Origin of the sequence: Sphingomonas lycopersici, assembly GCF_026130605.1 — a bacterium.
Lineage (GTDB): Bacteria > Pseudomonadota > Alphaproteobacteria > Sphingomonadales > Sphingomonadaceae > Sphingomonas > Sphingomonas lycopersici.
Map to the genome: position 1 here is coordinate 50761 of NZ_JANFAU010000006.1, position 23581 is coordinate 74341.

Annotated in this window: 16 protein-coding genes; 12 read left to right on the forward strand and 4 right to left on the reverse strand. The window is 69.6% G+C overall.

Going from position 1 to position 23581, the window contains the following annotated elements; genetic code table 11:
• Position 1: 1 nt before the first annotated feature.
• From NED98_RS13235 to NED98_RS13260, 6 genes are all read left to right on the forward strand, one after another.
• Entirely contained in the window at positions 2 to 2170 is a 2169-nt protein-coding gene (locus NED98_RS13235) for a GumC family protein (protein WP_265313333.1), read from the forward strand.
• Between the two features lie 59 nt (positions 2171 to 2229).
• Positions 2230 to 3399, forward strand: coding sequence for a hypothetical protein (locus NED98_RS13240; protein ID WP_265313334.1), 1170 nt, complete (start codon positions 2230 to 2232; stop codon positions 3397 to 3399).
• 46 nt (positions 3400 to 3445) lie between these two features.
• On the forward strand, positions 3446 to 3721 hold the full coding sequence (locus NED98_RS13245; protein ID WP_265313335.1) for a hypothetical protein: 276 nt from the start codon (positions 3446 to 3448) through the stop codon (positions 3719 to 3721).
• A 210-nt stretch (positions 3722 to 3931) separates the two neighbouring features.
• Positions 3932 to 9724, forward strand: coding sequence for an alpha-2-macroglobulin family protein (locus NED98_RS13250; RefSeq protein WP_265313336.1), 5793 nt, complete (start codon positions 3932 to 3934; stop codon positions 9722 to 9724).
• Positions 9725 to 9887: 163 nt separating this feature from the next.
• The gene (gene pbpC, locus NED98_RS13255; protein WP_265313337.1) at positions 9888 to 11954 is read left to right on the forward strand and encodes a penicillin-binding protein 1C; all 2067 of its coding nucleotides are present in this window, start codon (positions 9888 to 9890) and stop codon (positions 11952 to 11954) included.
• Positions 11955 to 12194: 240 nt separating this feature from the next.
• Complete coding sequence (locus NED98_RS13260) at positions 12195 to 12992, forward strand: DUF72 domain-containing protein (protein ID WP_265313338.1); 798 nt, start codon at positions 12195 to 12197, stop codon at positions 12990 to 12992.
• Here NED98_RS13260 and NED98_RS13265 read toward each other — a convergent pair.
• Genes NED98_RS13265 through hemC form a run of 3 tightly spaced genes read right to left on the reverse strand, consistent with a single transcriptional unit; the run spans position 12985 to position 15525 of the window.
• Positions 12985 to 13935, reverse strand: coding sequence for a hypothetical protein (locus NED98_RS13265; protein WP_265271257.1), 951 nt, complete (start codon positions 13933 to 13935; stop codon positions 12985 to 12987). The genes NED98_RS13260 and NED98_RS13265 overlap by 8 nt on opposite strands.
• 31 nt (positions 13936 to 13966) lie before the next feature.
• Positions 13967 to 14629, reverse strand: a complete 663-nt coding sequence (locus NED98_RS13270; RefSeq protein ID WP_265313339.1) for a uroporphyrinogen-III synthase — start codon at positions 14627 to 14629, stop codon at positions 13967 to 13969.
• Positions 14626 to 15525 carry a hydroxymethylbilane synthase gene (gene hemC, locus NED98_RS13275; RefSeq protein ID WP_265313340.1) on the reverse strand — a complete coding sequence of 300 codons (900 nt, stop codon included), beginning with the start codon at positions 15523 to 15525 and terminating at the stop codon, positions 14626 to 14628. The genes NED98_RS13270 and hemC overlap by 4 nt, the downstream gene beginning before the upstream one ends.
• A 208-nt stretch (positions 15526 to 15733) precedes the next feature.
• Here hemC and tsaD point away from each other — a divergent pair, with 208 nt between their 5' ends.
• Entirely contained in the window at positions 15734 to 16759 is a 1026-nt protein-coding gene (tsaD, locus tag NED98_RS13280; RefSeq protein WP_265313341.1) for a tRNA (adenosine(37)-N6)-threonylcarbamoyltransferase complex transferase subunit TsaD, read from the forward strand.
• Positions 16756 to 17727 carry an NAD(P)H-dependent glycerol-3-phosphate dehydrogenase gene (locus NED98_RS13285; protein WP_265313342.1) on the forward strand — a complete coding sequence of 324 codons (972 nt, stop codon included), beginning with the start codon at positions 16756 to 16758 and terminating at the stop codon, positions 17725 to 17727. Before tsaD ends, NED98_RS13285 begins: the two co-directional genes overlap by 4 nt.
• 124 nt (positions 17728 to 17851) lie before the next feature.
• Here the strand turns inward: NED98_RS13285 and NED98_RS13290 are convergent, their stop codons facing one another.
• Positions 17852 to 18013, reverse strand: coding sequence for a DUF1674 domain-containing protein (locus NED98_RS13290; protein WP_179512890.1), 162 nt, complete (start codon positions 18011 to 18013; stop codon positions 17852 to 17854).
• A gap of 45 nt (positions 18014 to 18058) precedes the next feature.
• Here NED98_RS13290 and NED98_RS13295 point away from each other — a divergent pair, with 45 nt between their 5' ends.
• From NED98_RS13295 to purH, 4 genes are all read left to right on the forward strand, one after another.
• The gene (locus tag NED98_RS13295) at positions 18059 to 19360 is read left to right on the forward strand and encodes an RsmB/NOP family class I SAM-dependent RNA methyltransferase (RefSeq protein WP_432423329.1); all 1302 of its coding nucleotides are present in this window, start codon (positions 18059 to 18061) and stop codon (positions 19358 to 19360) included.
• Between the two features lie 25 nt (positions 19361 to 19385).
• Positions 19386 to 20048, forward strand: coding sequence for a ribulose-phosphate 3-epimerase (gene rpe / locus NED98_RS13300; RefSeq protein WP_179512889.1), 663 nt, complete (start codon positions 19386 to 19388; stop codon positions 20046 to 20048).
• Complete coding sequence (locus NED98_RS13305; protein ID WP_265313343.1) at positions 20045 to 21787, forward strand: heparinase II/III family protein; 1743 nt, start codon at positions 20045 to 20047, stop codon at positions 21785 to 21787. The genes rpe and NED98_RS13305 overlap by 4 nt, the downstream gene beginning before the upstream one ends.
• Positions 21788 to 21971: 184 nt before the next feature.
• A complete protein-coding gene (purH, locus tag NED98_RS13310; RefSeq protein WP_265313344.1) occupies positions 21972 to 23543 on the forward strand; it encodes a bifunctional phosphoribosylaminoimidazolecarboxamide formyltransferase/IMP cyclohydrolase in 1572 nt (523 codons plus the stop codon).
• Positions 23544 to 23581 lie beyond the last annotated feature (38 nt).

Genomic DNA, 23581 nt, shown 5'->3' on the forward strand with positions numbered 1-23581 from the left:
CTTGCTGGCGGAGCCAGCGGCCGGCACCAGCGTGCCGATAATCCGCCAGTATCTGCGCATCGTGATGCGCTGGCGTTATGTTATTCTCGGCGCGACAGTTGCGTGCGTTCTTCTAGGCTTGATTGCCACGTTGTTAATGAAGCCGAAATATACGGCAGCAGTGACGATCGAGATCGCCCGCGAATCAAGCAAAATCACCGACTTTCAGGGAGTCGAGCGGGACACAAGTGTTGCGGATCAGGAATTTTATCAAACCCAATATGGACTGCTGCGCTCGCGTGCCTTGTCGGAGCGAGTGGCGTCGCAGTTACGGCTCATTGATGATCCGAAATTTTTTGAAAAATTCGGAGTCTCAAGGAATAAACCCGAATTCACCATTGTGAATGGTCGCTATGTTACGTCTGGGCACAACGCGAGGCTGCGGGCTGCCGGGGAAGTCCTGATCAAATATCTCAATGTAGCCCCCACCCGCCTCTCGCGCCTTGTAGACATCGAGTTCACCAGCCCGGATCCGGAATTTTCCGCAAAGGTAGCGAATGCCTGGGCGGAAAATTTTATCCAGACCAATCTGGAGCGAAAGATTCAGGCGACATCTTATGGCCGCAACCTGCTCCAACGGCAGCTCGCGCAGTTGAAGGACAAGCTGGATGAATCTCAGCGCCAGCTCGTGTCTTATGCGTCGACCCAAAAAATCATCAACCTTCCGGCGCAGCCGGGCGGCGACGGCAAGACGACGGCCGAACGACCGATCGTCGCGGACGATCTTGCGGCGCTCAATCTGGCATTGTCACAGGCTACGGCCGACCGCATCCAAGCGGAAGCGCGTTACGAGCAGGCCGGGAAAGCCGGTGCTTCGACCGAGGCGCTCCGCAACCAGGCGATAAATTATTTGCGGCAGAAGCGCGCAGAACTCGCGGCCGACTATCAGCGGCTAATGACGCAGTTCGAGCCGGAATATCCTGCGGCCAAATCGATCCAGTCGCAGATCGACCAACTCGATCGTTCCATCGCCCGCGAGGAAGGACGCGTATCGGGGTCGCTACAGGCGGATTATCGCGAAGCGCGGGAGCGCGAGCGCGCCCTTCAGGATAAGGTCGAGAAGCTCAAGGCGAACTATCTCGACCTGCGGCGGCGCAGTATCCAGTATAACATCTACCAGCAGGAGGTGGATACCAATCGCGCGCTTTATGATGGCCTGCTTCAGCGCTTCAAGGAGATCGGCGTCGCAGGTGGCGTAGGAGTCAACAACATATCTGTTGTCGATCCGGCAGATGCTCCGCAAAAGCCGTCCAGCCCACGCCTGCTGCTCAATCTCGCAATCTCGTTATTGGCGGGTCTCGGTTTGGGGACGCTCGCGGCCTTTGCGCTCGAGCAGATTGACGAGGCGATCGCAGATCCGGGCGAAGTCGAACGGCGCCTTGGTTTGCCGTTGCTCGGATCGGTGCCGAGGGTGGAGGGCGTAACACCCAAAGAAGCGCTGCTGGATCGCAAGTCGGATCTTTTCGACGCATATCTGGCGGTACAGACCAACCTCGCGTTTACGACCGAACATGGTGTGCCGCGCTCGCTAGCAGTTACCTCCACGCGGCCGGCAGAAGGCAAATCGACCACCTCGCTGGCGCTTGCCACCACGCTTGCGCGCGCGCAGCGCAAGGTGATCTTGGTCGATGGCGACATGCGTTCACCCTCTGTGCACCACCTGGGCGGCGTCGATCACGAGCGCGGGCTAAGCAACTTCCTGTCGGGCGAAGACAATATTGAGACGCTGATCTTCACGATGAGCGATCTCGGCTTTACCGCCATGTCGGCCGGACCGATTCCGCCCAACGCTGCCGAGCTGCTAACCGGCAATCGCTTGGCGTTGCTGATCGAACGGTTGTTGGAGATCTATGATCATGTTGTGATCGATTCTCCGCCGGTTATGGGGCTCGCTGACGCGCCATTGATCGCCGCGCGTGTCGAGGGCGTGATCTATGCGGTGGAGTCGCATGGTATCCGATCGAGCCTGGTCAGAACTGCGCTGGGTCGGCTTGTCAGCGCCAGCGCACATATCGTCGGTGGTGTCCTCACCAAGTTCGAAGCGCGTAAGGCGCATTATGGTTATGGCTATGAATATGGCTATGGCTATGGTCGCGATGGCAAGACCAACAAGGCGGCGCGCGGCGGATGAGATGGCGTGCCGGCACGCTGCCACGGCGCCCAGCCGGCGAGTGGATTGTCCGGATTGCGTTGGCGCTGGTCGCTATGCTGGCGGGCGTGTCGTCGCTCAAACAGTCGCTGGCCTATTCAGAGCGCGGCATCATGCCGGAGCTGGCGCACCAGCTTGCTCCGGGCGACGGGCGGATCACCGCGCTTCTCTCGGAAAAGCTTTCCAATCCAGAAGCGACGGCGACGGACCGCGCGGAGGCTGATCGGCTGGCGTCGTTGGCCCTACGCCAAGACCCGACAGCGGTTCCAGCGTTGGCGACCCTTGGGATTGACGCGCAGATCCGCGGCGAAACGGCGCGGGCCCGCCGTATCTTCGCTTACGCGCAACTGCTGTCGCGGCGCGACCTGCGCACGCAGCTCTGGGCGATCGAAGATGCGGTGGCGCGGGGTGACGTTGCCGACGCGCTGCGGCAATATGATATCACTCTGCGAACTTCCGAGTATGGACCGGACCTGTTGTTTCCGGTGCTTGCGAGTGCGATTGCGGATCCCGCGATCCGCGAGGCGTTGATGCGAACATTGGCCACAAAGCCGGCCTGGACGGCATCATTTATCGAATATGCCGCCGTGAACAGCCCCGACCCTCGGACCACTTTCAGCCTGTTAAGTGGACTGAGACGCATCGGGGTGGCGGTGCCGAGCAACGCGAAGGTGGCTTTGGTGAATGCCTTGCTCCGGGGCGACTTTTACGATGAGGCATGGACTTATTACGCATCCCTCCGGCCAGGCGCGAATCGCCGCCGATCGCGCGATTCGCGTTTCACTGCCCAATTCGATTCCCCTTCCCCGCTGGATTGGAACGTGATCGGCGATGCTGGCATCTCGGCTTCTATTCAGCGCGGCGACAAGGGTGGTGTGTTCGATTTCTCTGCGCCTCCCAGCGTGGGGGGGGCGGTTTTGCGGCAGATGCAACTATTGCCGCCTGGAGATTATTTGCTTGAGGGGCACAGCTCGAACATCGAGCAGCCCAGTGACGCGCGACCCTATTGGCAGTTGACCTGCGTCGACGGGCGGGAACTGGGCCGCGTCGAGATCGCCAATTCGGCGCAGACAGGCGCCTATTTCGCCGGCCGGATCAGGGTGCCGACCGGGTGTGTGACACAATATCTGGTGTTGGTTGTACGCCCGTCGGACTTAATTGCTGGATCGAGCGGCCAGATCGATCGCGTGCAGCTTGCGCCGGCACAGTGACGGGGGCGTGGTGATGCGGATGTGCAATATAGCGTTGGCAGTATTTTTGCTGACCACGACGCCTGCCATGGCGCAGAAAGTTACCGCCGGCCGCGTTGCAAATTCAGCGGTCGGCGAGGTGGGCAAGCGTCAGACGAAAGAGCAGGGCGTCATCGGTATCGAGGCGATGGCGCGGGTCGACAACCGCATTCAGAACCGCGTGCAATCGCGCATTCGTAACCGGATCGACCGCTATTATGATCCGGAAGCCAATGCAATCTCGCCATTCGCCGTGGCCAGCGACAAGGCGCGTAACGCCGTAAAAGCGCGCAGGCGGCCGTAGTAACGGACCGCGCCCCACAGGTGCGCGGCAGATGAAGACTTAAGTAGCGGGGCTGTTGAAAGCCGGTATTGATCACAAAATCCGTGTGGATCGCGCGTCCGCGCCGGCACTGGTTCCGCGCCTGAGCGATTACACGAATTAACGCTGTTTCCTGCTGGACTTACGGCACTTTTCATCGATAGCCTCGCCGCGGTCTCGGGAGGACACTCGATGAAGCTCGCCGCCAAGCTTGCCCTGCTCGCGCTGGCGATCGCGCCGGTCGCGGCCCTCAGCGACAATGCGCCGCGGGTGATCCTTGCCCAGCCGGGGATCGGCGGCGGGACGATCGAGCGTTTCACCCTGCGCTTCAGCCAGCCGATGGCGCCGCTCGGCGATCCGCGCGCCGCCGCGCCGGCGACCGCCGAATGTTCGGTCGCCGGGCAGGGGCGCTGGGTCGACCAGCAGACCTGGGTCTATGAATTCGAACGCCCGCTGCCCGGCGGAACGACGTGCCGCTTCAAGACGGTCGACGGGCTCAGGAGCGTCGCGGGCTATGCGCTGGCCGGCGCGCAGAATTTCACCGTCGATGCCGGCGGGCCGGTGGCGCGCGCGGTGCTCCCCTCGGGCGGGGGCGACGAGATCGAGGAGGACCAGACCTTCCTCGTCGCGGCCAATATGCCCGCCGATCCGCGTTCGATCGCGGCCAATGCCTATTGCGCGGTCGACGGGATCGGCGAGAAGATCCCGGTCGACGTGCTCCCCGCCGATCTGCCGGGCAAATTGATCGGCGCGATGGGCAAGGACCGCTGGGAGGTGCGTAACTTCCTGGAGAACGCCGGGCTGCCGGGCGATCTCGCCACCGCCTCCGCCGCCGATCGCCAGCGCGCGGTCGCCGGGGTGGTGGCGCTGAAATGCCGCCGCAATTTGCCGCCGGGGCGCGACATGGCGCTGGTGTGGGGGGCGAATATCGCCGGTGTCGGCGGCAAGCTCGCCGGGGCCGACCAGCGCTTCGACTATAAGGTGCGCAAGCCGTTCGCGGCGCGGTTCGAATGTTCGCGGGTCAACCCGCAGGCGGGGTGCAGCCCGGTCGAAAAGGCGTGGGTGCGCTTCTCCGCGCCGGTGGCGATGTCGGTCGCGCAGCAAATCCGCATCACCCTGCCCGACGGCAAGACGATCGCGCCGACCTTCAGCGACGACGAGAAGAAGAAGGCGACGATCGCCGATATCGGCTTCGCCGCGCCCTTGCCTTATGCCACCGCGGCGAAGCTCGAACTGCCGCAGGGGGTGAAGGACGAGAGCGGCCGCGCCTTGTCCAATGCCGAGCGCTTCCCGCTCGATATCCGCTTCGATCGCGCCCCGCCTCTGGTCAAGTTCGCCGCGCCGTTCGGGATTCTCGAGGCGAAGGAAGGCGGCGTGCTGCCGGTGACGGTGCGCAATGTCGAGCCCGCGCTGCAGGGCCGCAACCTCACCGTCGGCGGGCAGGCGCTGCGCGTCGCGGACAAGGACGGCGCGGTGGCGGACTGGCTGCGCCGCGTCTCCGCCGCGGGCGATACGCGCTACGAATCGGTCAAGCGCGGCGAGGAAACGGTCGAGGTCAACCACACCGGCGACACCTCGATCCTCGGCAAGCAGGGCGCGCCGCTCAATGTCGCCTTGCCCGGCAAGGGGCAGGATTTCGAGGTGGTCGGGGTGCCGCTCGGCAAGCCCGGCTTCTATGTCGTCGAACTGGCGAGCCCGGTGCTCGGCCGCGCCTTGCTCGGGCGCGATGCGCCGCGTTATGTCGCGGCGGCGGCGCTCGTCACCAATATGGCGGTGCATTTCAAATGGGGCCGCGAACGCAGCCTCGCCTGGGTCACCGCGCTCGACAGCGGCAAGCCGGTCGCCAATGCCAATGTCGCGGTGACCGACAGCTGCACCGGCGAGGTGCTGGCGCGCGGCATCACCGATCGCTCGGGCGGGTTGTTCGTCAAGGGCGGGCTGCCCGAACCGGCGACCTATGGCAGCTGCAACGACAATTCGTCGACGCATCCCCTGATGGTCTCGGCGCGCGCCGGGGGCGATTTCAGCTTCACGCTCACCCAATGGGGCGACGGCATCCGGCCGTATGATTTCGATCTGCCGTACGGCTATTCGAAGCCCGACGACGTGTTCCACACCGTGTTCGACCGCGCTTTGGTCCGCGCCGGCGAGACGGTGCACATGAAGCATATCGTGCGCCGCCCGGTCGGCGCCGGCTTTACGATTCCCGCCGGGTTCACCGGCACGTTGCGGCTGTCGCATCGCGGATCGGACACCGAATTCGACGTGCCGCTGACGATCGACGCCAACGGCATCGGCGAGACGACATGGACCGCGCCGCAAGGCGCGCCGATGGGCGATTACGATCTGCGCGTGATCGCGGGCGAGCGGACGATCTACACCCAGCAATCGTTCCGGCTCGACGAATATCGCCTGCCGACGATGCGCGCGACGGTGAGCGGGCCGAAGGGTGCGGTGGTGCGGCCCAAGACGGTGCCGCTCGACCTGTTCGTCGGTTACCTCTCCGGCGGGGGCGCCTCCAATCTGCCGGTCGATATGCGCGTCGGCTGGTTCGCGCATCGCAACACGCCCGACGGCTATGACGCTTATACCTTCGGCGGCCGCGCGGTGCAGGAGGGGGTGAAGCCGCTCAACGGCGACGGCGAGGAGGACGGCCCGACCTTGCCCCCGACGCAGACCTTGCCCGCGCGGCTCGGCGCCGACGGCACCGGGCGGCAATCGATCGAGGTGCCGCAGGGGCTCGATGGCACGACCGACATGACGGTCGAGATGGATTATCAGGACGCCAACGGCCAGACCTTGACCGCCTCGCGGACGATCCCCGTCTTCGCTTCGCGCGTCCAGCTCGGGGTCAAGACCGACGGCTGGCTGATGAAGCAGGACGATTTGCGGCTCCGCTTCGTCGCGCTCGACCCCGAGGGCAAGCCGATCAAGGGGCAGAAGATCAATGTCGCGCTGTACAGCCGGCAGATCCTTACCGCGCGGCGCCGGCTGATCGGCGGCTTCTACGCCTATGACAATCAGATGCGGACGACCAAGCTCTCCGCTTCCTGTTCGGCGACGACCGACGCGCAGGGGCTGGCGCAATGCGCGGTCGATCCGGGGGTGTCGGGCGAAGTCTATGCCGTCGCCACCGCGGCCGATGCCGACGGCAATGTCGCGCGCGCGGTCCGCTCGGTGTGGCTGGCGGGCGACGACGATTGGTGGTTCGGCGGCGACAATGGCGACCGGATGGACGTCGTGGCCGAGCAACCCGCCTATAAGGCCGGCGACACCGCGCGCTTCCAGGTGCGGATGCCGTTCCGTTCCGCCACCGCCCTGGTGACGGTCGAGCGCGAGGGCGTGCTGTCGAGCTTCGTCACCGAATTGTCGGGCAAGGACCCGGTGGTCGAGGTGAAGATGCCGGGAAGCTATGCGCCCGACGTCTATGTCTCGGTGATGGCGGTGCGCGGGCGCGTGACGCAAAGCTGGTGGGGCTGGTTCAAGAGCCTGTTCGGCGCGCGCGACGAGGCGCCGGCGGCGACCGCGACGGTCGATCTGTCGAAACCGGCCTATCGCCTCGGGATCGCCAAGGTGAAGGTCGGGTGGGAAGCGCATAAGCTGGCGGTGACAGTGAAGCCCGATCGCGAACGTTATGCCGCGCGCGAGACCGCGCAGGTGGCGATCGCGGTGACCGGGCCGGACGGCAAGCCCGCGCGGACCGCCGATGTCGCCTTCGCCGCGGTCGATCAGGCATTGCTCCAGCTCGCCCCCAATGAATCGTGGGACGTGCTCACCGCGATGATGGGCGAACGCCCGCTCTCGGTGCTCACCGCCACCGCGCAGATGCAGGTGGTCGGCAAGCGGCATTACGGGCGCAAGGCGGTCGAGGCGGGCGGCGGCGGTGGCGCGGATAGCGCGGCGCTCAACCGCGAGAATTTCCAGCCGGTGCTGTTGTGGAAGGGCCGCGTCGCGCTCGATGCGCAGGGGCGGGCGATCGTCCCGGTGGTGCTCAACGATGCCTTGTCCTCGTTCCGGCTGGTGGCGATCGCCACCGACGGCGCGGACCGCTTCGGGATGGGGGCGACCAATATCCGCACCGCGCAGGATCTGTCGCTCTATGCCGGGCTGCCGCCGGTGGTGCGCACCGGGGATCAATATGCCGCGGGGTTCACACTCAGGAACGGCTCGGACAAGCCGATGACGGTGACCGCGGAGGTCGCGCTCACCCCGCGCATCGCCACCGGGCGGCCGCTCACGGTGACGATCCCGGCGGGCGGCGCGGCGCCGATCGCGTGGAACCTCACCGCGCCGCCGCAGCCGGGCAATCTGCGCTGGCAGGTCAGCGCGCGGACCAGCGACGGCAGCGCGGCGGACAAGGTGACGGTGACGCAGGAAGTGGTGCCCGCGGTGCCGGTCGAGGTGTGGGCGTCGACGCTCGCGCGCATCGGCGCCGAAACGACGATCCCGATCCGCGCGCCCGCCGGGGCGCTAAAGGGATTGGGCGGCGGGATGGGATCGGTCGACCTTCGGCTCGACGATACGCTCGCGCCGCCGATGGCGGGGGTGCGCGCGTTCATGGCGGCCTATCCCTATCAATGTTTCGAGCAGCGGATGAGCCGTATCGTCGCTTTGGGCGATACCGCCGGCTGGACCCAGCTTGCGGGCGAGATCCCGGCCTATCAGGCGCCCGACGGGTTGCTGCGCTACTGGCCGAGCGAAAGCCTGCAGGGATCGGAGGCGCTGACCGCTTACGTCCTGTCGATGGCGGGTGAGGCGGGGCTGGCGATCCCCGAGGCGAGCCGGACCAAGATGGTCGAGGGGCTGCGCGCGGTGCTCGACGGGCGGCTGCGGCGCGAGGAATATGGCGATGTCCGGCTCCAGCGGCTCGCCGCCTTCGCCGCGCTCGCCCGCGCCGGCGCGGCGACCCCGGCGATGCTCGGCCAGATCGGGTTGACCCCGGCGGAAATGCCCACCGCGAGCCTGGCCGATTATCTCCTCGCGCTCGATCGCGTCTCGGGGCTCGCCAATGCGCAGGCGTTGCGCGGCGCGGGCGAGACCGCGCTGCGCAGCCGATTGGTCTATGAAGGAACGCGGCTCGATCTCAGCGATGCGTCGAACATGCCGTGGTGGCTGATGTCCTCGGCCGACGAAGGCTCGATCAAGGCATTGCTCGCGGTGCTCGGCAAACCCGGCTGGCAGGACGAGGGGCCGAAGATGATGGTCGGCCTCGCGCTTCGCCAGCAGCGCGGGCGCTGGGATACCACCACCGCCAACGCCTGGGGGGCGCTGACCGTGCGGCGCTTCGCCCAGCTCTATCCGGCGACCGCGATCGCGGGGACGACGACCGCGACCCTGGGGCAGCGCAGCGCGACCTTCGCCTGGCCGCTCGCGGCGGACCGGCGGCAGGCGTCGCTGCCGCTGCCGGCGGGGCAGACGCCGCTGGTGCTGCGCCAGTCGGGCGGGGCGGGGCCGTGGGCGACCGTCTCGGTGCGCGCGGCGGTGCCGCTCACCCAGCCGCTCTCGGCGGGCTATCGGCTGTCGCGCAAGGTCGAGGTGGTCCAGCGCCGCGTCGCCGGGCAACTGACCCGCGGCGACGTGCTGCGCATCACGCTGACGGTCGACGCGACCGCCGAGCGCAACTGGGTGGTGATCGACGATCCGATCCCCGGCGGGGCGACGATCGTCGGCGATCTCGGCGGGCAATCGAAGATGCTCGCCGATCAGGCGAGCGGCGGCGACGGGGTCAAATTCGGCGCGGTCGATGGCGACGGCAAGCTGTGGGACGTCCAGGTCGGGGTCGTCCCGGCCTATATCGAGCGCGGCAATGCGGCGTGGCGCGCTTTCTACGCCTGGGTGCCGCGCGGGCGGTTCCAGGCGTCGTACATGCTGCGGCTGAACGGCGCCGGGCGCTTCCAGCTCCCGCCGACGCGGGTCGAGGCGATGTATTCGCCCGCGATCCACGCCGCGGTGCCCAATGCGCCGGTGGTGGTGGTGCAGAAGTGACGCGATGCCTTTCCCCAAACCTCCGTTCGGGCTGAGCTGCACTTTCTTCCACGGAAGAAGGGCAGCCCTTCGACAAGCTCAGGGCGAACGGGGGGATGTTGGGCACGAACGGGGAGGGCGCGCGCGCGAACGCTGGGCGGTTCCGGTCATCCTCGCGATTGCCGTGCTGTTCGGTATCGCGGACTGGCTCACCCGGCCGCCGCCGCTCCCCGGCTATGCGCAGGTGCGCAATGCGTGGCGGCCATCGGAGGCGTGGCTTTACGATCGCAACGGCATGTTGCTCGATTCCTCGCGGGTCGATTTCGCGACGCGGCGGTTGGCGTGGACCCCGCTCGATCGCATCGCGCCGGTGGTGCGGACGACGATCGTCGACAGCGAGGATCGCCGCTTCGCGCAGCACAATGGGGTCGACTGGCTCGCGCTCGCCGCATCGGCGCGCGATCGCGTCGCGGGGAAGCGCCCGCGCGGGGCGAGCACGCTGGCGATGCAGCTCGCCGGTTTCCTCGCGCCCGATCTCGCGCGGCCGGGCGCACGCGGCTGGCTCGATAAATTGCGCCAGATCCGGGCGGCGCGCGCGCTCGCGGGGGATTGGAGCCGCGATCAGATATTGGAGGCCTATCTCAACCTCGCCGGGTTCCGCGGCGAGGCGCAGGGCATCGGCGCGGCGGCGCTCGGGCTGTTCGGCAAGACCCCGGCGACCGTGACCCGCGACGATGCGTTGCTGCTCGCCGCCTTGCTGCCCAACCCGCAGGCCCCGGCCGAGGCGGTCGCGCGGCGCGCCTGCGCGCTGGCGCACGAGGGGAATTGCGCGCGTTTCCCCGCGCTTGCCGCCTCGGCGCTGGGACCGGCGCGCAGCCTCGCGCTCGATCCGGGGCTGGCGCCGCATCTCGCCGACCGGCTGCTCAAGAGGCCGGGGATGCGCGTCACCACCACGCTCGACATCGCGGTGCAAAGGGTCGCGGTCGCCGCGCTGCGCCGGCAATTGCTCGGGCTCGGCGCGACCCGCGCGCGCGACGGGGCGGTGATCGTGGTCGACAATGCGAGCGGCGACGTGCTCGCTTATGTCGGCGGCGTCGGCGGCAATTCCAGCGCGCCCTCGGTCGACGCGGCCAATGCCTATCGCCAGGCGGGGTCGACGCTCAAGCCGTTCCTTTATGCCGAGGCGATCGAGAAGGGCTATCTCACCCCCGCCTCGATCCTCGACGATACCCCGGTCGAGCTCGATACCGCCTCGGGGCTGTATGTGCCGCAGAATTACGATCGCGCGTTCAAGGGCCCGGTTTCGGCGCGCGCGGCGCTGGCCGGGTCGCTCAACGTGCCTGCGGTGCGCACGCTGCTGCTCGTCGGGGTCGATCCGTTCCGCGATCGTCTATGGGATACCGGGTATCGCGGACTGGTCGAGGACGGGTCCTATTACGGCTTCAGCCTCGCGCTCGGCTCGGCCGAGGTGACGCTCGCCGAGCAGGCCGCCGCCTATCGCAGCCTCGCGCTCGGCGGGCGCTGGGCGCCGCTGCGGCTGGCGGCGGATGATCCGCGCCCCGCGCCGCGCGCGGTGACGACCCGCGCGGCGGCGTGGATCGTCGGTGACATGATGGCCGATCCCGTCGCGCGTGCGGGCACCTTCGGGCTCGATTCGGCGCTGCGGCTGCCGTTCTGGGCGGCGGTGAAGACGGGAACGTCGAAGGCGATGCGCGACAATTGGTGCGTCGGCTTCACCGATCGCTTCACCGTCGCGGTATGGGTGGGCAATGTCGAGGGCGATGCGATGCGCGCCGTCTCGGGCACCAGCGGCGCGGCGCCGGTGTGGCGCGACGTGATGCTCGCGCTCAACGCCCGCCGCGCCGGTGCGCCGCCGCCCCCGCCGCCGGGGGTCGAGGCGCGCCGCGTGACCTTCGCGGGGACGGGCGAGCAGCCGCGCCGCGAATGGTTCCTCGCCGGCACCTCGTTCGCGCGCGCTGACGTCGCGCCCGCCGAGGCGCGCCGCCCGCGGATCGCCGCGCCGGTTTCGGGGAGCGTCTATGCGCTCGATCCCGATATCCCGCGCGATCGGCAGCGGCTGGCGGTATCGGTGACGGGGGCGGCGGGCACGCACCGGCTGCGGCTCGATATGCGCGATCTCGGCGCCGCGACGACGGCCCCGGTGATCTTCCCGCCGCCGGGCCGGCACCAGCTCGCGTTGGTCGATCTGGCGGGGCGAACGGTGGACCGGGTGATCTTCACGGTACGTTGAGTCCGGGCGATCGAACCCGATCGCACGGCGGGCGTTTGTCGTTCGGTCCCATCCCCCTCCCTTTCGGGACTGGCGCGCGTATCGCGCCGGCCGCGTCGCAAGCGTATCGTGCGACGCGGCCACCCCCGTGCTATCGTTACGGCACCGGCCCGCTCCCCCACCCGGCCTCCCACGAAAGTATCCTTGATGGGAGGCCGGGTGGGGAGCGGGCCGGTGCCGCGACAAGGAACAGGTAAGATCATGAGCACAGGCACGATTCGCGTCGGTATCGGCGGCTGGACCTATGAACCGTGGCGCGGCACCTTCTTCCCGCCGAAATGGCCCGCGAAGCGCGAGCTCGAATATGCCGCGGGGAAGATGACCGCGATCGAGGTCAACGGCACCTATTATAGCGGGTTCAAGCCCGCGACCTTCGCCAATTGGGCCAAAGCGGTGCCCGACGGGTTCGTCTTCACGCTGAAGGCCTCGCGCTTCTGCACCAACCGCAAGGTGCTGGCCGAGGCGGCCGAATCGGTCGGGCGCTTCGTCGGGCAGGGGATCGTCGAACTCGGCGATCGGCTCGGGCCGATCCTGTGGCAATTCATGGCGACCAAGAAATTCGATGCGGAGGATTTCGGCGCCTTCCTCAAGCTGTTGCCCGCTGCGCATGAGGGCGTGGCGCTGCGCCACGCGGTGCAGGTGCGGCATGACAGCTTCGCCGACCCGGCATTCATTGCGATGTGCCGCGCCGCCGGGGTGGCGATCGTCTATGCCGATTCGGCGGATTATCCCGCGATCGCCGACGTGACCGGGGATTTCACCTATGCGCGGCTGGAAAATGGCGTCGAGGAGGAACCGGCGGGCTATAGTCCGGCCGAGCTCGATCGCTGGGCGGCGGCGGCGCGCGACTGGGCCGCGGGTGGCGCGCCCGAGGGGCTGCCTTATGTCGAGGCGGCGAAACCGGCGCCCGCGCCGCGCGATGCCTTCGTCTTCTTTATCAACGGCGCCAAGGTCCGCGCGCCGCACGGTGCGATGGCGCTGATCGAGCGGGTCAGATAGCTTCCCGCGCCGGCCCCGCCGGCTCGGCGCGAACCGCCGGTTCGGCGGGCGGCGGCGGCGCGGCATTGGCTGAATTGTTGTTGTCGGCGGATGCGGGCGGCGGGACCATCAGCGCCGCCGCTTCTAAGGCATCGAGCGCGTGGTGCGCGGCGATGAAGCGGCGTGCGGCATTGGCCCAATTGCCCGACGACCCGGCGCCCGGCAGCCGCGAAACCTCGCCCAGCGCGGCCTGCACCTGCCCCGCGTCGAGCAGCCGCCGCGCGCGCGCCAGCCGCTCGGCGGGGAGCTGCGACGGCGTGCTGACGTCGTGGAGGATGATGAGGCTGCCGAGCTGGTGGCGAATCCCGGCGAGCCAGCCCGAGACCCAGCCGTCGCCGCCGCCGTTGGTCAGCCGATCGGCGTTGGCGTCGAGCGCCTGGCGCAGCGCGGCGACCGTCACCGGCTGGCGTGCGGCCTGGATCACGGTGGCGACGGGGCCGGCGGCGATCTGGCCGAACCGTTCGCGCAGCTGGACCTCGAGATAGCCGAGCGTCACCCCGCGATCGATCGCGCGGCGCGCGGCGAAGGCGACCATCATCGCCTCGGCGCGACCGGCCTGCGCGGCGGCGGCGGCAGTGGTGCTGTCGATCGAGGCGGTGCGCGCTTCGAGCGCGGAAAGCTGCGCGGCAAGCGCGGTTTCGCGTGAATCGAGCGCTTCCGGGGTCGGCGGGACGGTGGCTTGCGGGGAAGGTTGCGCTTCGGGCTGCGGCGCGGTTTGCGGCTGGGCGGCGTCGGGCGCGGGCTGGGTGGTCGACGGGGTGTGGACGAACCAGCCGCCCGAATTACGCATCGCGACGAGCATCAGCGCGATGCCGACGACGAATGCCAGCACGACGAGCGTCGTGATGACCAGCCCGACCCGCGGCCGGCGCGCGGCGGTTTCGCTCGGCAGTGGATCGTTCATCGGCGCACTATCCCCGGCCCGGCGCCACGGGTCAACTCGCGAGCGACGCGGCGAGTGCGACGAGCAATGCGTCGTCGGGGCGCGGCGTGCTGGCGATCGCGTCCCAGCCCGCGCCGGCCGCCGCGGCGATCTTCTCGCTCAGCGCGGCAAGACGGATCGTCTCGCGCGGCACCGCGTCACGGTCGACCAGCTCGGCGAAGCGGCGCGCGGCGCGCGGCGAGTGGAGCAGCGCGACCCGGTCGCGTGCCGCCGCGAGCGCCCCGGCGGCCAGATCGAGCGGCGCGCTGCGATAGACGGTGATCGAAACCACATCCGCGAAGGCGATATGCTCCTGCCCCGCGAGGTGGAGCGGCGCGCGAAATCCCGCCGCCCGGGCGGCGTCCAGCGCGGCGACGCCGTCGGTCGTACCGGTCACCGCGACGGTGAGGCCACCGGCGCGCGCGGCATCGGCGCTTTCCTCGCCGACCGCGATCACCGGCAGGTGACCCAGCGCCGTCAGCCCGGCGCCGGCGTGGCGCACCGCATTGGCGCTGGTGATAAGCAATGAATCGAACGCCCCGCCGTGTGTCTCCCACGCGACCGGCTCGACCGCGAACAGCGGCAGCGCCAGCGCCGGCACCCCCAGCGCCGCGAGCCGCGCGATCGTTCGCGCATTGCCCGGCTCGGGGCGCAGCACGATCGCGGCGCGCGTCACCCGCCGAACAGCCGGCGGACCGATTCCGGCGCGCGGCCGAGCAAGTCGCGGGCCAGCGCCGCGGCGACGATCGCGCCGTCCGCGCCCTGCTGCTCGCCCTCGACCGCTTCGCTGCCGTCCTCGGCGAGCAATTGCGCGCGAAGGCCGATCCCGCCCTCGACGATCCGCGCCAGCGCGCCGACCGGCGAGTGGCAGCCGGCGCCGAGCGCGGCGAGAAAGGCGCGCTCGGTCAGCACCGCCTTGCTCGTCGGCGCATCGTCGATCGCCGCGACCAGCGCCGCGGCGGGCGAACCGGCGCGCACCTCGATCCCCACCGCCGCCTGCGACGGGGCGGGAAGCATCTGGTCGATCGGGATCGCCTGCCCGGTGTCGTGGCGTCCGAGCCGGTCGAGCCCGGCGGCGGCGAGCAGGGTCGCATCCGCCTCGCCCGCGGCGAGCTTGGCAAGGCGGGTGTCGACATTGCCGCGGAACAGGATGATCCGCAGGTCGGGGCGCAGCCGCAACAGCTGCGCGCGGCGGCGCGGCGAGCTGCTCCCGACGATCGCGCCGGGTGGCAGATCGGCGATCGATGCCGCGCCGATCAGCCGGTCGCGCACGTCGGCGCGCGGCAGCATCGCGGCGATCGCGATCTCGGCCGGGCGGATCGTCTCGACATCCTTCATCGAATGGACGCAGGCATCGACCTCGCCGTCGAGCAAAGCGCGATCGAGCTCCTTGGTCCACAGCGCCTTGCCGCCGATCTCGGCGAGCGCGCGATCCTGCACCCGGTCGCCGGTGGTGCGCACCGTGACGAGTTCGACCTCGAGGCCGGGATGCGCGGCGACGAGCGCGTCGCGCGTCATCCCCGCCTGGGTGAGCGCAAGGGGGGAGCCGCGGGTGCCGAGCCGGAAGATCATGCCGCGAGCGATGGCCCAGGACGGGGCGACATTCAACCGGATGGATTGTCCCGACGCTTCTCGCTTATCCGTCATGCCGGGCCCGACCCGGCATCCAGAGCCGCAAACACCGCCGCCCGTGGCTCTGGATGCCGGATCAAGTCCGGCATGACGGAGAGGGTTCGCGCCCCCTTCGACAAGCCCGGACGGACGCGATAGAGGGCGGGACATGCTGATCCTCGGGCTCGAATCCTCCTGCGACGAGACTGCCGCCGCTTTGGTCACCGGCGACCGCCAGGTGCTCGCGCACCGGCTGGCGGGGCAGGAAGCCGCGCATCGTCCTTATGGCGGGGTGGTGCCGGAAATCGCCGCGCGCGCGCATGTCGAGGCGCTGGAGCCGCTGATCGAGGCGGCGCTGGCCGATGCCGGCGTGTCGCTCGATCGGGTCGACGCGATCGCCGCGACGGCGGGGCCGGGGCTGATCGGCGGGGTGATGGTCGGGCTCGTCACCGGCAAGGCGCTGGCGCACGCGGTCGGCAAGCCGCTGATCGCGGTCAATCATCTCGAAGGACACGCGCTGAGCCCGCGGCTCGCCGATGCCGATCTCGCTTTTCCCTATCTGCTGCTGCTCGTCTCGGGCGGGCATTGCCAGTTGCTGCTGGTCGAGGGGGTCGGGCGCTACCGCCGGCTCGCGACGACGATCGACGATGCGGCGGGCGAGGCGTTCGACAAGACCGCCAAATTGCTCGGGCTGGGTTTCCCCGGCGGGCCGGCGGTGGAGCGCGCCGCGGCGCTCGGCGATCCGCGCGCGGTGCCGCTGCCGCGCCCGTTGCTCGGATCGGGCGAGCCGCATTTCTCCTTCGCCGGGCTCAAGAGCGCGGTGGCGCGTGCGGTGGGGCAGTATCGCGCGGAGGATATCGCCGCCTCGTTCCAGCAGGCGGTGGTCGATTGCCTGATCGACCGCACCCGCCGCGCGCTCGATCGTGCCGACGGCGCCACCGCGCTGGTGGTGGCGGGCGGGGTCGCGGCCAATGCGGCGGTGCGCGGTGCGCTCGAGGCGCTGGCGGCGGACAATGGCTTGCGGTTCGTTGCGCCGCCTTTGTGGCTGTGCACCGACAATGCCGCGATGATCGGCTGGGCGGGGGCCGAACGGTTCGTCGCGGGGCTGAGCGACCCGCTCGACGTGCCGGCGCGCGCGCGCTGGCCGCTCGATCCGAGCGCGGAGGCGGTGCGCGGCGCGGGGGTGAAGGCATGAGGATCGGGGTGATCGGCGGCGGCGCCTGGGGCACCGCGCTCGCGGCGGTGGCGGCGCGCGGCGGCGAGGTGCTGCTGTGGGCGCGCGAGCCAGAGGTGGTGGCCGCGATCAACGCCGATCATGCGAACCCCCTGTTTCTGCCGGGGGTGGCGCTGTCGCCGGCGATCCGCGCGACCGGGGCGCTCGGCGATCTCGCCGGGGTCGATGCGTTGCTGGTCGTCGCGCCGGCGCAGCATGTCGGACGGGTGCTCGCGGAGACCCCGGTCGGCGCGACGCCGCTGGTGATGTGCGCCAAGGGGATCGAGGCGGGGACGCGGCGGCTGGTCGGCGAAGTGGCGCATGCCGCGCATCCGGGGGCGCCGATCGCGGTGCTTTCGGGGCCGACCTTCGCGCATGAGGTGGCAGCGGGGTTGCCGACCGCGGTGACGTTGGCGTGCGAGGATAGCGACTTGCAGGCGCGGCTCGCGGCGCGGCTCGCGGGGCCGGCGTTCCGGCCCTATGCGTCGACCGACGTGATGGGGGCGGAGATCGGCGGGGCGGTCAAGAATGTCCTCGCGATCGCCTGCGGCGTGGTCGAGGGTGCGGGGCTGGGGCAGAATGCGCGGGCCGCGCTGATCGCGCGCGGCTTTGCCGAGATGACGCGCTTCGGGCTGGCGCGCGGCGCGCGGGCGGAGACGCTCGCCGGATTGTCGGGGCTGGGCGATCTGGTGCTGACCTGTTCGTCGACCAGTTCGCGCAATTTCTCTTTGGGGGTCGGGCTGGGGCGCGGGGAAAGCGCCGCGACCCTGCTCGCCGATCGCCGGACGGTGGCGGAGGGGGCATTCACCGCGCCGGTGCTGGTCGAGGCGGCGCGCGACGTGGAGGTCGATATGCCGATCGTCGAGGCGGTGTGCCGGCTGCTCGACGGCGCCGATGTGCGCGCGGTGACGCGGGATCTGCTGTCGCGCCCGCTGCGCGACGAGGTGTGAGTCTGAAGGGAAGGACCTCTCACCGTTCGGGCTGAGCGTGTCGAAGCCCTGCCTTTTCTTCGTCGGAAGAAGCGCAGCCCTTCGACAGGCTCAGGACGAACGGGTTTTATTTCGTGCGCCGCGCTCAGAAATCGACCGCAATGCCCTTGAGCTCCCAATCGCCGAAGCGGGTCGGGTCGCGATCGTTGGGATCGGTCGGGCCGGGGGTCGCCGGGGCGGGCTTGGGGACCGGCTTGTTGGGCGAGAGATAGGCCGGCGGCTTCACATGCGCGGGGCGTTTCGACATTTGCGATATCCGATCTTGCTGGCGATCTGGCTGGTTCCCCGCCACATGGGCTTGATGACGACCCGCGCCAAGCCCCCTAGACCGCCCCGCCGCCCCGCTTTGCCGCTCGGCACCGCGACCCGCCGCGCCGCCTTGCGATTGCTCGATGCGGTGCTCAGGCGCGGCGAGGCGCTGGAAGCGGCGCTGCCCGCGGCGACGCGCGATCTCGTCTCGCCGCCCGATCGCGGGCTGGCGCATGCGATCGCCGCCGAGACGCTGCGCCGGCTGCCCGATCTCGACGCGCTGATCGATTCGGCCACCCGCCAGATCCTCCCCGACGATGCCAAGGCGCGGATGGCGCTGCGCATCGCGCTCGCCCAGGCGCTCGCGCTCGGCACCCCGCCGCATGCCGCGATCGCCACCGTCCTCCCGCTGGTCGACGGCGGGCCGCGGCGGCTGGTCCACGGCGTGTTCGGGACGCTGATGCGCGGCGGCGCGGCTCTGCCGGAGACGCCGACCCTGCTTGCACCCGTCGCCGAGCGCTGGCGTGAAGCATGGGGCGAGGAGGTGGTCGCCGCCGCGTCGCGCGCGATCGCCGCGCCGCCGCCGCTCGATCTCACGCTGCGCGATCCGGCGTGGTCGGGGCTCGAAGGAGAAAGCCTCGCGCCGGGGCATGTGCGGCTCGTCGATGCCGGGCCGGTGCCCGAGCTTCCGGGCTATGACGCGGGCGCGTGGTGGGTGCAGGATCTCGCCGCCTCGCTCCCCGCGCGGCTGATCGGCAGCGGCGCGGGGCAGGCGCTCGATCTGTGCGCGGCGCCGGGGGGCAAGACGCTCCAGCTCGCCGCCGCCGGCTGGCAGGTCACTGCGGTCGACGCGTCGAAAAGTCGCGCCGCGCGACTGAACGAGAATCTCGCGCGCACAGGGCTTTCCGCCGACGTGGTGGTGGGCGATGTGCTCGATTGGGCGCCCGACGCGCCGGCCGAGGCGGTGCTGGTCGATGCGCCGTGCAGCGCGACCGGCATCTTCCGCCGCCACCCCGATGTGCTCCACCGCGCGCATGACGGGGTGATCGCCGAAATGGCCGAGCTGCAGGGCCGCATCCTCGCCCGCGCGGCGGATTGGGTGAAGCCGGGCGGATTGCTCGTCTACGCCACCTGCTCGCTCGAACCCGCCGAGGGCGAGGCGCAATTGGCGCAGTTTCTCGGGCAGCGGGGCGATTTTGCCGTCATGCCGCCGGCGCCGGGCGAACTCCCCGCCGGAATCGCCGCCCACCCCGACGGTTATGTCCGCACCTTGCCCGGAACGGTCGAGGCGACGGGGGGGTGCGACGGCTTTTTCATCGCACGGCTGCGACGTGCTTCCGCCTGAGCCAGTTGCGCGTTAAGCGGACCGTATGACCAAGCCCGTCCGCATCGCCCCCTCGATCCTGTCCGCCGATTTCGCCAAGCTCGGCGAGGAGATACGCGCGATCGATGCCGCGGGGGCGGATTGGATCCACGTCGACGTGATGGACGGCCATTTCGTCCCCAATATCACGATCGGCCCGGCGGTGGTGAAGGCGCTGCGCCCGTATACGGCGAAGCCGTTCGACGTCCATCTGATGATCTCCCCGGTCGACCTCTATCTCGACGCCTTCGCCGAGGCCGGGGCGGATACGATCACCGTCCACCCGGAGGCGGGGCCGCACGTCCACCGCACGATCCAGCACATCAAGAGCCTCGGCAAGCGCGCCGGGGTGGTGCTCAACCCGGCGACCCCGGTCGATGTGCTCGATTATCTCATCGATCTCGTCGATCTGGTGCTGGTGATGAGCGTCAACCCCGGCTTCGGCGGGCAGAGCTTCATCGACAGCCAGTTGCGCAAGATCGCGGCGATCCGCGCGATGATCGAGGCGAGCGGGCGCGATATCGATCTCGAGGTCGACGGCGGGATCGACCGGCAGACCGCGCGGCTGGCGATCGACGCCGGCGCCGATGCTTTGGTCGCCGGCACCGCCACCTTCCGCGGCGGGCCGGAGGCTTATGCCGCCAATATCCGGGCGCTGCGCGGCGAATGAGCCAACAGGACGATAAAGCCGTTGATTCCGGCCCCGACGGGATCGAACAGGGCAAGAGGCTGGTACGGTCGGGCGGCGATCGCGGGCTGTCGCTCGCCGAGCGCTTGTCGCAGACCTTCGACCGGCTGACGTGGCGCACCCCGATCCATTCGTTCCGGCTCAAGGGGCGCTATCCGCTCAAGCTGATCGCGGTGCCCGACGACCCCGTATTCGGCGATGTCGCGCGCGGGCAGGCGCTGCTCGCCGGGCATTTCCTGTGGCGCGGCGAACAGCTCGCGATCGCCGGGCTCGATTTCCGCACGCTCGATGTCGCGCCGGGCTATGCCGATTATCTCCATTCCTTCGCGTGGCTGCGCGATCTTTCCTCAGTCGCGACGCGGGTGCAGGGTGCGCCGATCGCCGAGGGGCTGATGTCGCGCTGGCTGCTGGCGCATGCCGAAAAGGTCGCCGGCGCGGCGTGGCGGCCCGATCTGTGGGGGCGGCGCATCCTGTTCTGGACCGCGCACGCGCCGCTGATCCTGTCGTCGACCGATCTCGTCTATCGCTCGAAGGTGCTCAACACGCTGGCGCGGGGCGCGCGGCATCTCGATCGCGGGGCGGACAAGACCCCGCCGGGGCCGAAGCGCGTCGCGGCGTGGAGCGGGCTGCTCGCGGCGCGGCTGCTGATCCCCGGCGGCGATGCGGGGCTCGCCTTCGCCGAAGCCGGGCTGACCCGCGCCCTGGGCACCGCCTTGTTCGAAGACGGTGGCGCGGTGAGCCGCGCGCCCGATGCGTTGCTCGATATCGCCGCGCTGCTCGCGACGTTGCGCGAATGCTATGAAGCGCGCCGGCTGGCGCTGCCCGAGGTGGCGGAAAGCGCGCTGGCGCGGCTCGTTCCGGCATTGCTCGGGGTGTGTCATGCCGATCGCGGGCTGGCGAGCTGGCAGGGCAGCGGCCCGGTGCCGGCCGAGCGCGTCGCGCAGGTGATCGAGGCGACCGGGGTGCGCGCCCGCCCGCTCAAGCAGGCGCGCGAATGGGGCTATCAGCGGCTGACGGGGGGCAAGGCGGTGCTGATCGTCGATGCCGCCCCGCCGCCGGTGGCGCGCGCGGTCGACGGCGGGTGCGCCTCGACGCTGGCGTTCGAATTTTCCGACGGCGCGACGCGGCTGATCGTCAATTGCGGTGGCGCGCGCGATGCCTCGCCGCGGCTGCCGCGCACGCTGGCAGAGGGGCTGCGCACGACCGCGGCGCATTCGACGCTGACGCTCGACGATTCCAATTCGACCGCGATCCTTTCCGACGGCAGCCTCGGCAAGGGGGTCACCGCGGTCGAGCTGTCGCGGCAGGAATCGGACGGCGCGAGCCGGATCGAGGCCAATCACGACGGCTATGTCCGCCGCTTCGGGTTCATCCACCGCCGTCAATTGGTGCTGGCGGGCGACGGGCGCGAGCTGCGCGGCGAGGATGCCTTGCTGCCCAAGGGGCGACGGCGCCGGCCCGGGACGACGCCGTTCGCGATCCGCTTCCACCTCGGGCGCGGGGTGGAGGCGTCGCCGACCGCCGATGGGCTCGCCGCGGTGCTGCGCGTGCCGGGCGGGGCCTTGTGGCAATTCCGCGCGCGCGGCGATTCGCTGGCGATCGAGGACAGTCTGTGGATCGACCCCGAGGGGCGGCCGATCGCGACGCAACAGCTCGTCATCACCGGCGCGGCCGATGCCGGCGGGGCGAGCATCAGCTGGGCGTTGAAGCGCGCGCGCTGAGGGTAACTGGCCTTACTCTATTTCGTCATGCCGGACCTGATCCGGCATCCAGAGCTGCAAATGTCGTCACTCGTGGCTCTGGATGCCGGGGCGAGCCCGGCATGACGGAGGGTGAGGGTGGCGCGCAAGCGAATTGAACCCTAATAGGCCGCGCGAACCCTCCCTAGCTTCGCGAAAGCCGACCATGACCACGATCCCGATCAAGCGCGCGCTTCTTTCCGTGTCCGACAAGACGGGGGTGGTCGATCTCGCCCGCACGCTGGCCGGGCGCGGCGTGGAACTGGTCTCGACCGGGGGCACCGCCAAGGCGCTGCGCGACGCGGGGCTCGACGTGCGCGACGTTTCCGATCTCACCGGCTTCCCCGAGATGATGGACGGCCGCGTCAAGACGCTTCACCCGATGGTCCACGGCGGGCTGCTCGCGGTGCGCGACGATCCCGCGCATGCCGCGGCGATGGCCGAGCATCGGATCGGCGCGATCGATCTGGTGGTGGTCAATCTCTACCCCTTCGCCCAGACCGTCGCGAAGGGCGCCGAGCGCGACGAGATCATCGAGAATATCGACATCGGCGGCCCGTCGATGGTCCGGTCGGCGGCGAAGAACCACGCTTATGTCGCGATCGTCACCGATCCGGCGGATTATGCGATCGTCGCCAAGGGCGAGACCGACCTTGCCGAGCGCAAGCGGCTCGCGGCCAAGGCGTTCGCCGCCACCGCCACCTATGATGCGATGATCGCGAGCTGGTTCGGCTTCGCCGATCAGCGCGAGCTGTTCCCCGCGACCCTGCCGTTCGTGCTCCAGGCGCCGACCGTGCTGCGCTACGGCGAGAACCCGCACCAGCAGGCGGCATTCTACAACCACGCCGGCCCCGCGACCCCCGGCATCGGCCAGGCGCGGCAGGTGCAGGGCAAGGAACTGAGCTACAACAATCTCAACGACGCCGATGCGGCGCTCGAGCTGGTCAGCGAATTCCGCGACGCCGCGCCGTCGTGCGTGATCGTCAAGCATGCCAATCCGTGCGGGGTGGCCACCGCGGCGACCTTGGCCGAGGCGTATGAGGCGGCGTTCGCCTGCGACACGGTGTCGGCGTTCGGCGGGATCATCGCCTTGAACCGCACGCTCGATGCGGCGACCGCGCGGGCGATCACCGGGATCTTCACCGAGGTGGTCGTCGCGCCCGATGCCGACGAGGAAGCGATCGCGCTGTTCGCGGCGAAGAAGAATCTGCGGCTGCTGCTGACCGGGGCGCTGCCCGATCCGGCGCGCGGCGGGCTCACCGCCAAGTCGATCACCGGCGGCTGGCTGGTCCAGTCGCGCGACAATGGCCAGATCACCGACGAGATGCTCAAGGTGGTGACCAAGCGCCAGCCCACGGCGCAGGAACTGGCCGATTGCCGCTTCGCCTGGACGGTCGCCAAGCACGTCAAGTCGAACGCGATCGTCTATGCCAAGGATGGCAGCACCGCCGGGGTCGGCGCGGGGCAGATGAACCGGCTGGAAAGCGCGCGGATCGCGGCGTGGAAGGCGAAGGATGCGGCGGACAAGGCCGGCTGGGCTGCGCCGCGTACGATCGGCTCGGCGGTGGCGTCGGACGCTTTCTTCCCCTTCGCCGACGGGCTGCTCGCGGCGGTCGAGGCGGGCGCGACCGCGGTGATCCAGCCGGGCGGCTCGATCCGCGATGCGGAGGTGATCGCGGCGGCCGACGAGGCCGGGCTGGCGATGATCTTCACCGGGATGCGCCACTTCCGGCATTGAGGTCGGGCGCGCGAGACGCGCTTCCCTCTCCCCGTTCG

Coding starts and splice junctions, on each gene's coding strand:
- NED98_RS13305 (WP_265313343.1), top strand. CDS start 20,045: ATGAGCCAACAGGACGATAAAGCCGTTGATTCCGGCCCCGACGGGATC.
- hemC (WP_265313340.1), bottom strand. CDS start 15,525: ATGATCTTCCGGCTCGGCACCCGCGGCTCCCCCCTTGCGCTCACCCAG.
- rpe (WP_179512889.1), top strand. CDS start 19,386: ATGACCAAGCCCGTCCGCATCGCCCCCTCGATCCTGTCCGCCGATTTC.
- NED98_RS13265 (WP_265271257.1), bottom strand. CDS start 13,935: ATGAACGATCCACTGCCGAGCGAAACCGCCGCGCGCCGGCCGCGGGTC.
- NED98_RS13295 (WP_432423329.1), top strand. CDS start 18,059: ATGGGCTTGATGACGACCCGCGCCAAGCCCCCTAGACCGCCCCGCCGC.
- NED98_RS13250 (WP_265313336.1), top strand. CDS start 3,932: ATGAAGCTCGCCGCCAAGCTTGCCCTGCTCGCGCTGGCGATCGCGCCG.
- NED98_RS13290 (WP_179512890.1), bottom strand. CDS start 18,013: ATGTCGAAACGCCCCGCGCATGTGAAGCCGCCGGCCTATCTCTCGCCC.
- purH (WP_265313344.1), top strand. CDS start 21,972: ATGACCACGATCCCGATCAAGCGCGCGCTTCTTTCCGTGTCCGACAAG.
- NED98_RS13285 (WP_265313342.1), top strand. CDS start 16,756: ATGAGGATCGGGGTGATCGGCGGCGGCGCCTGGGGCACCGCGCTCGCG.
- tsaD (WP_265313341.1), top strand. CDS start 15,734: ATGCTGATCCTCGGGCTCGAATCCTCCTGCGACGAGACTGCCGCCGCT.
- NED98_RS13260 (WP_265313338.1), top strand. CDS start 12,195: ATGAGCACAGGCACGATTCGCGTCGGTATCGGCGGCTGGACCTATGAA.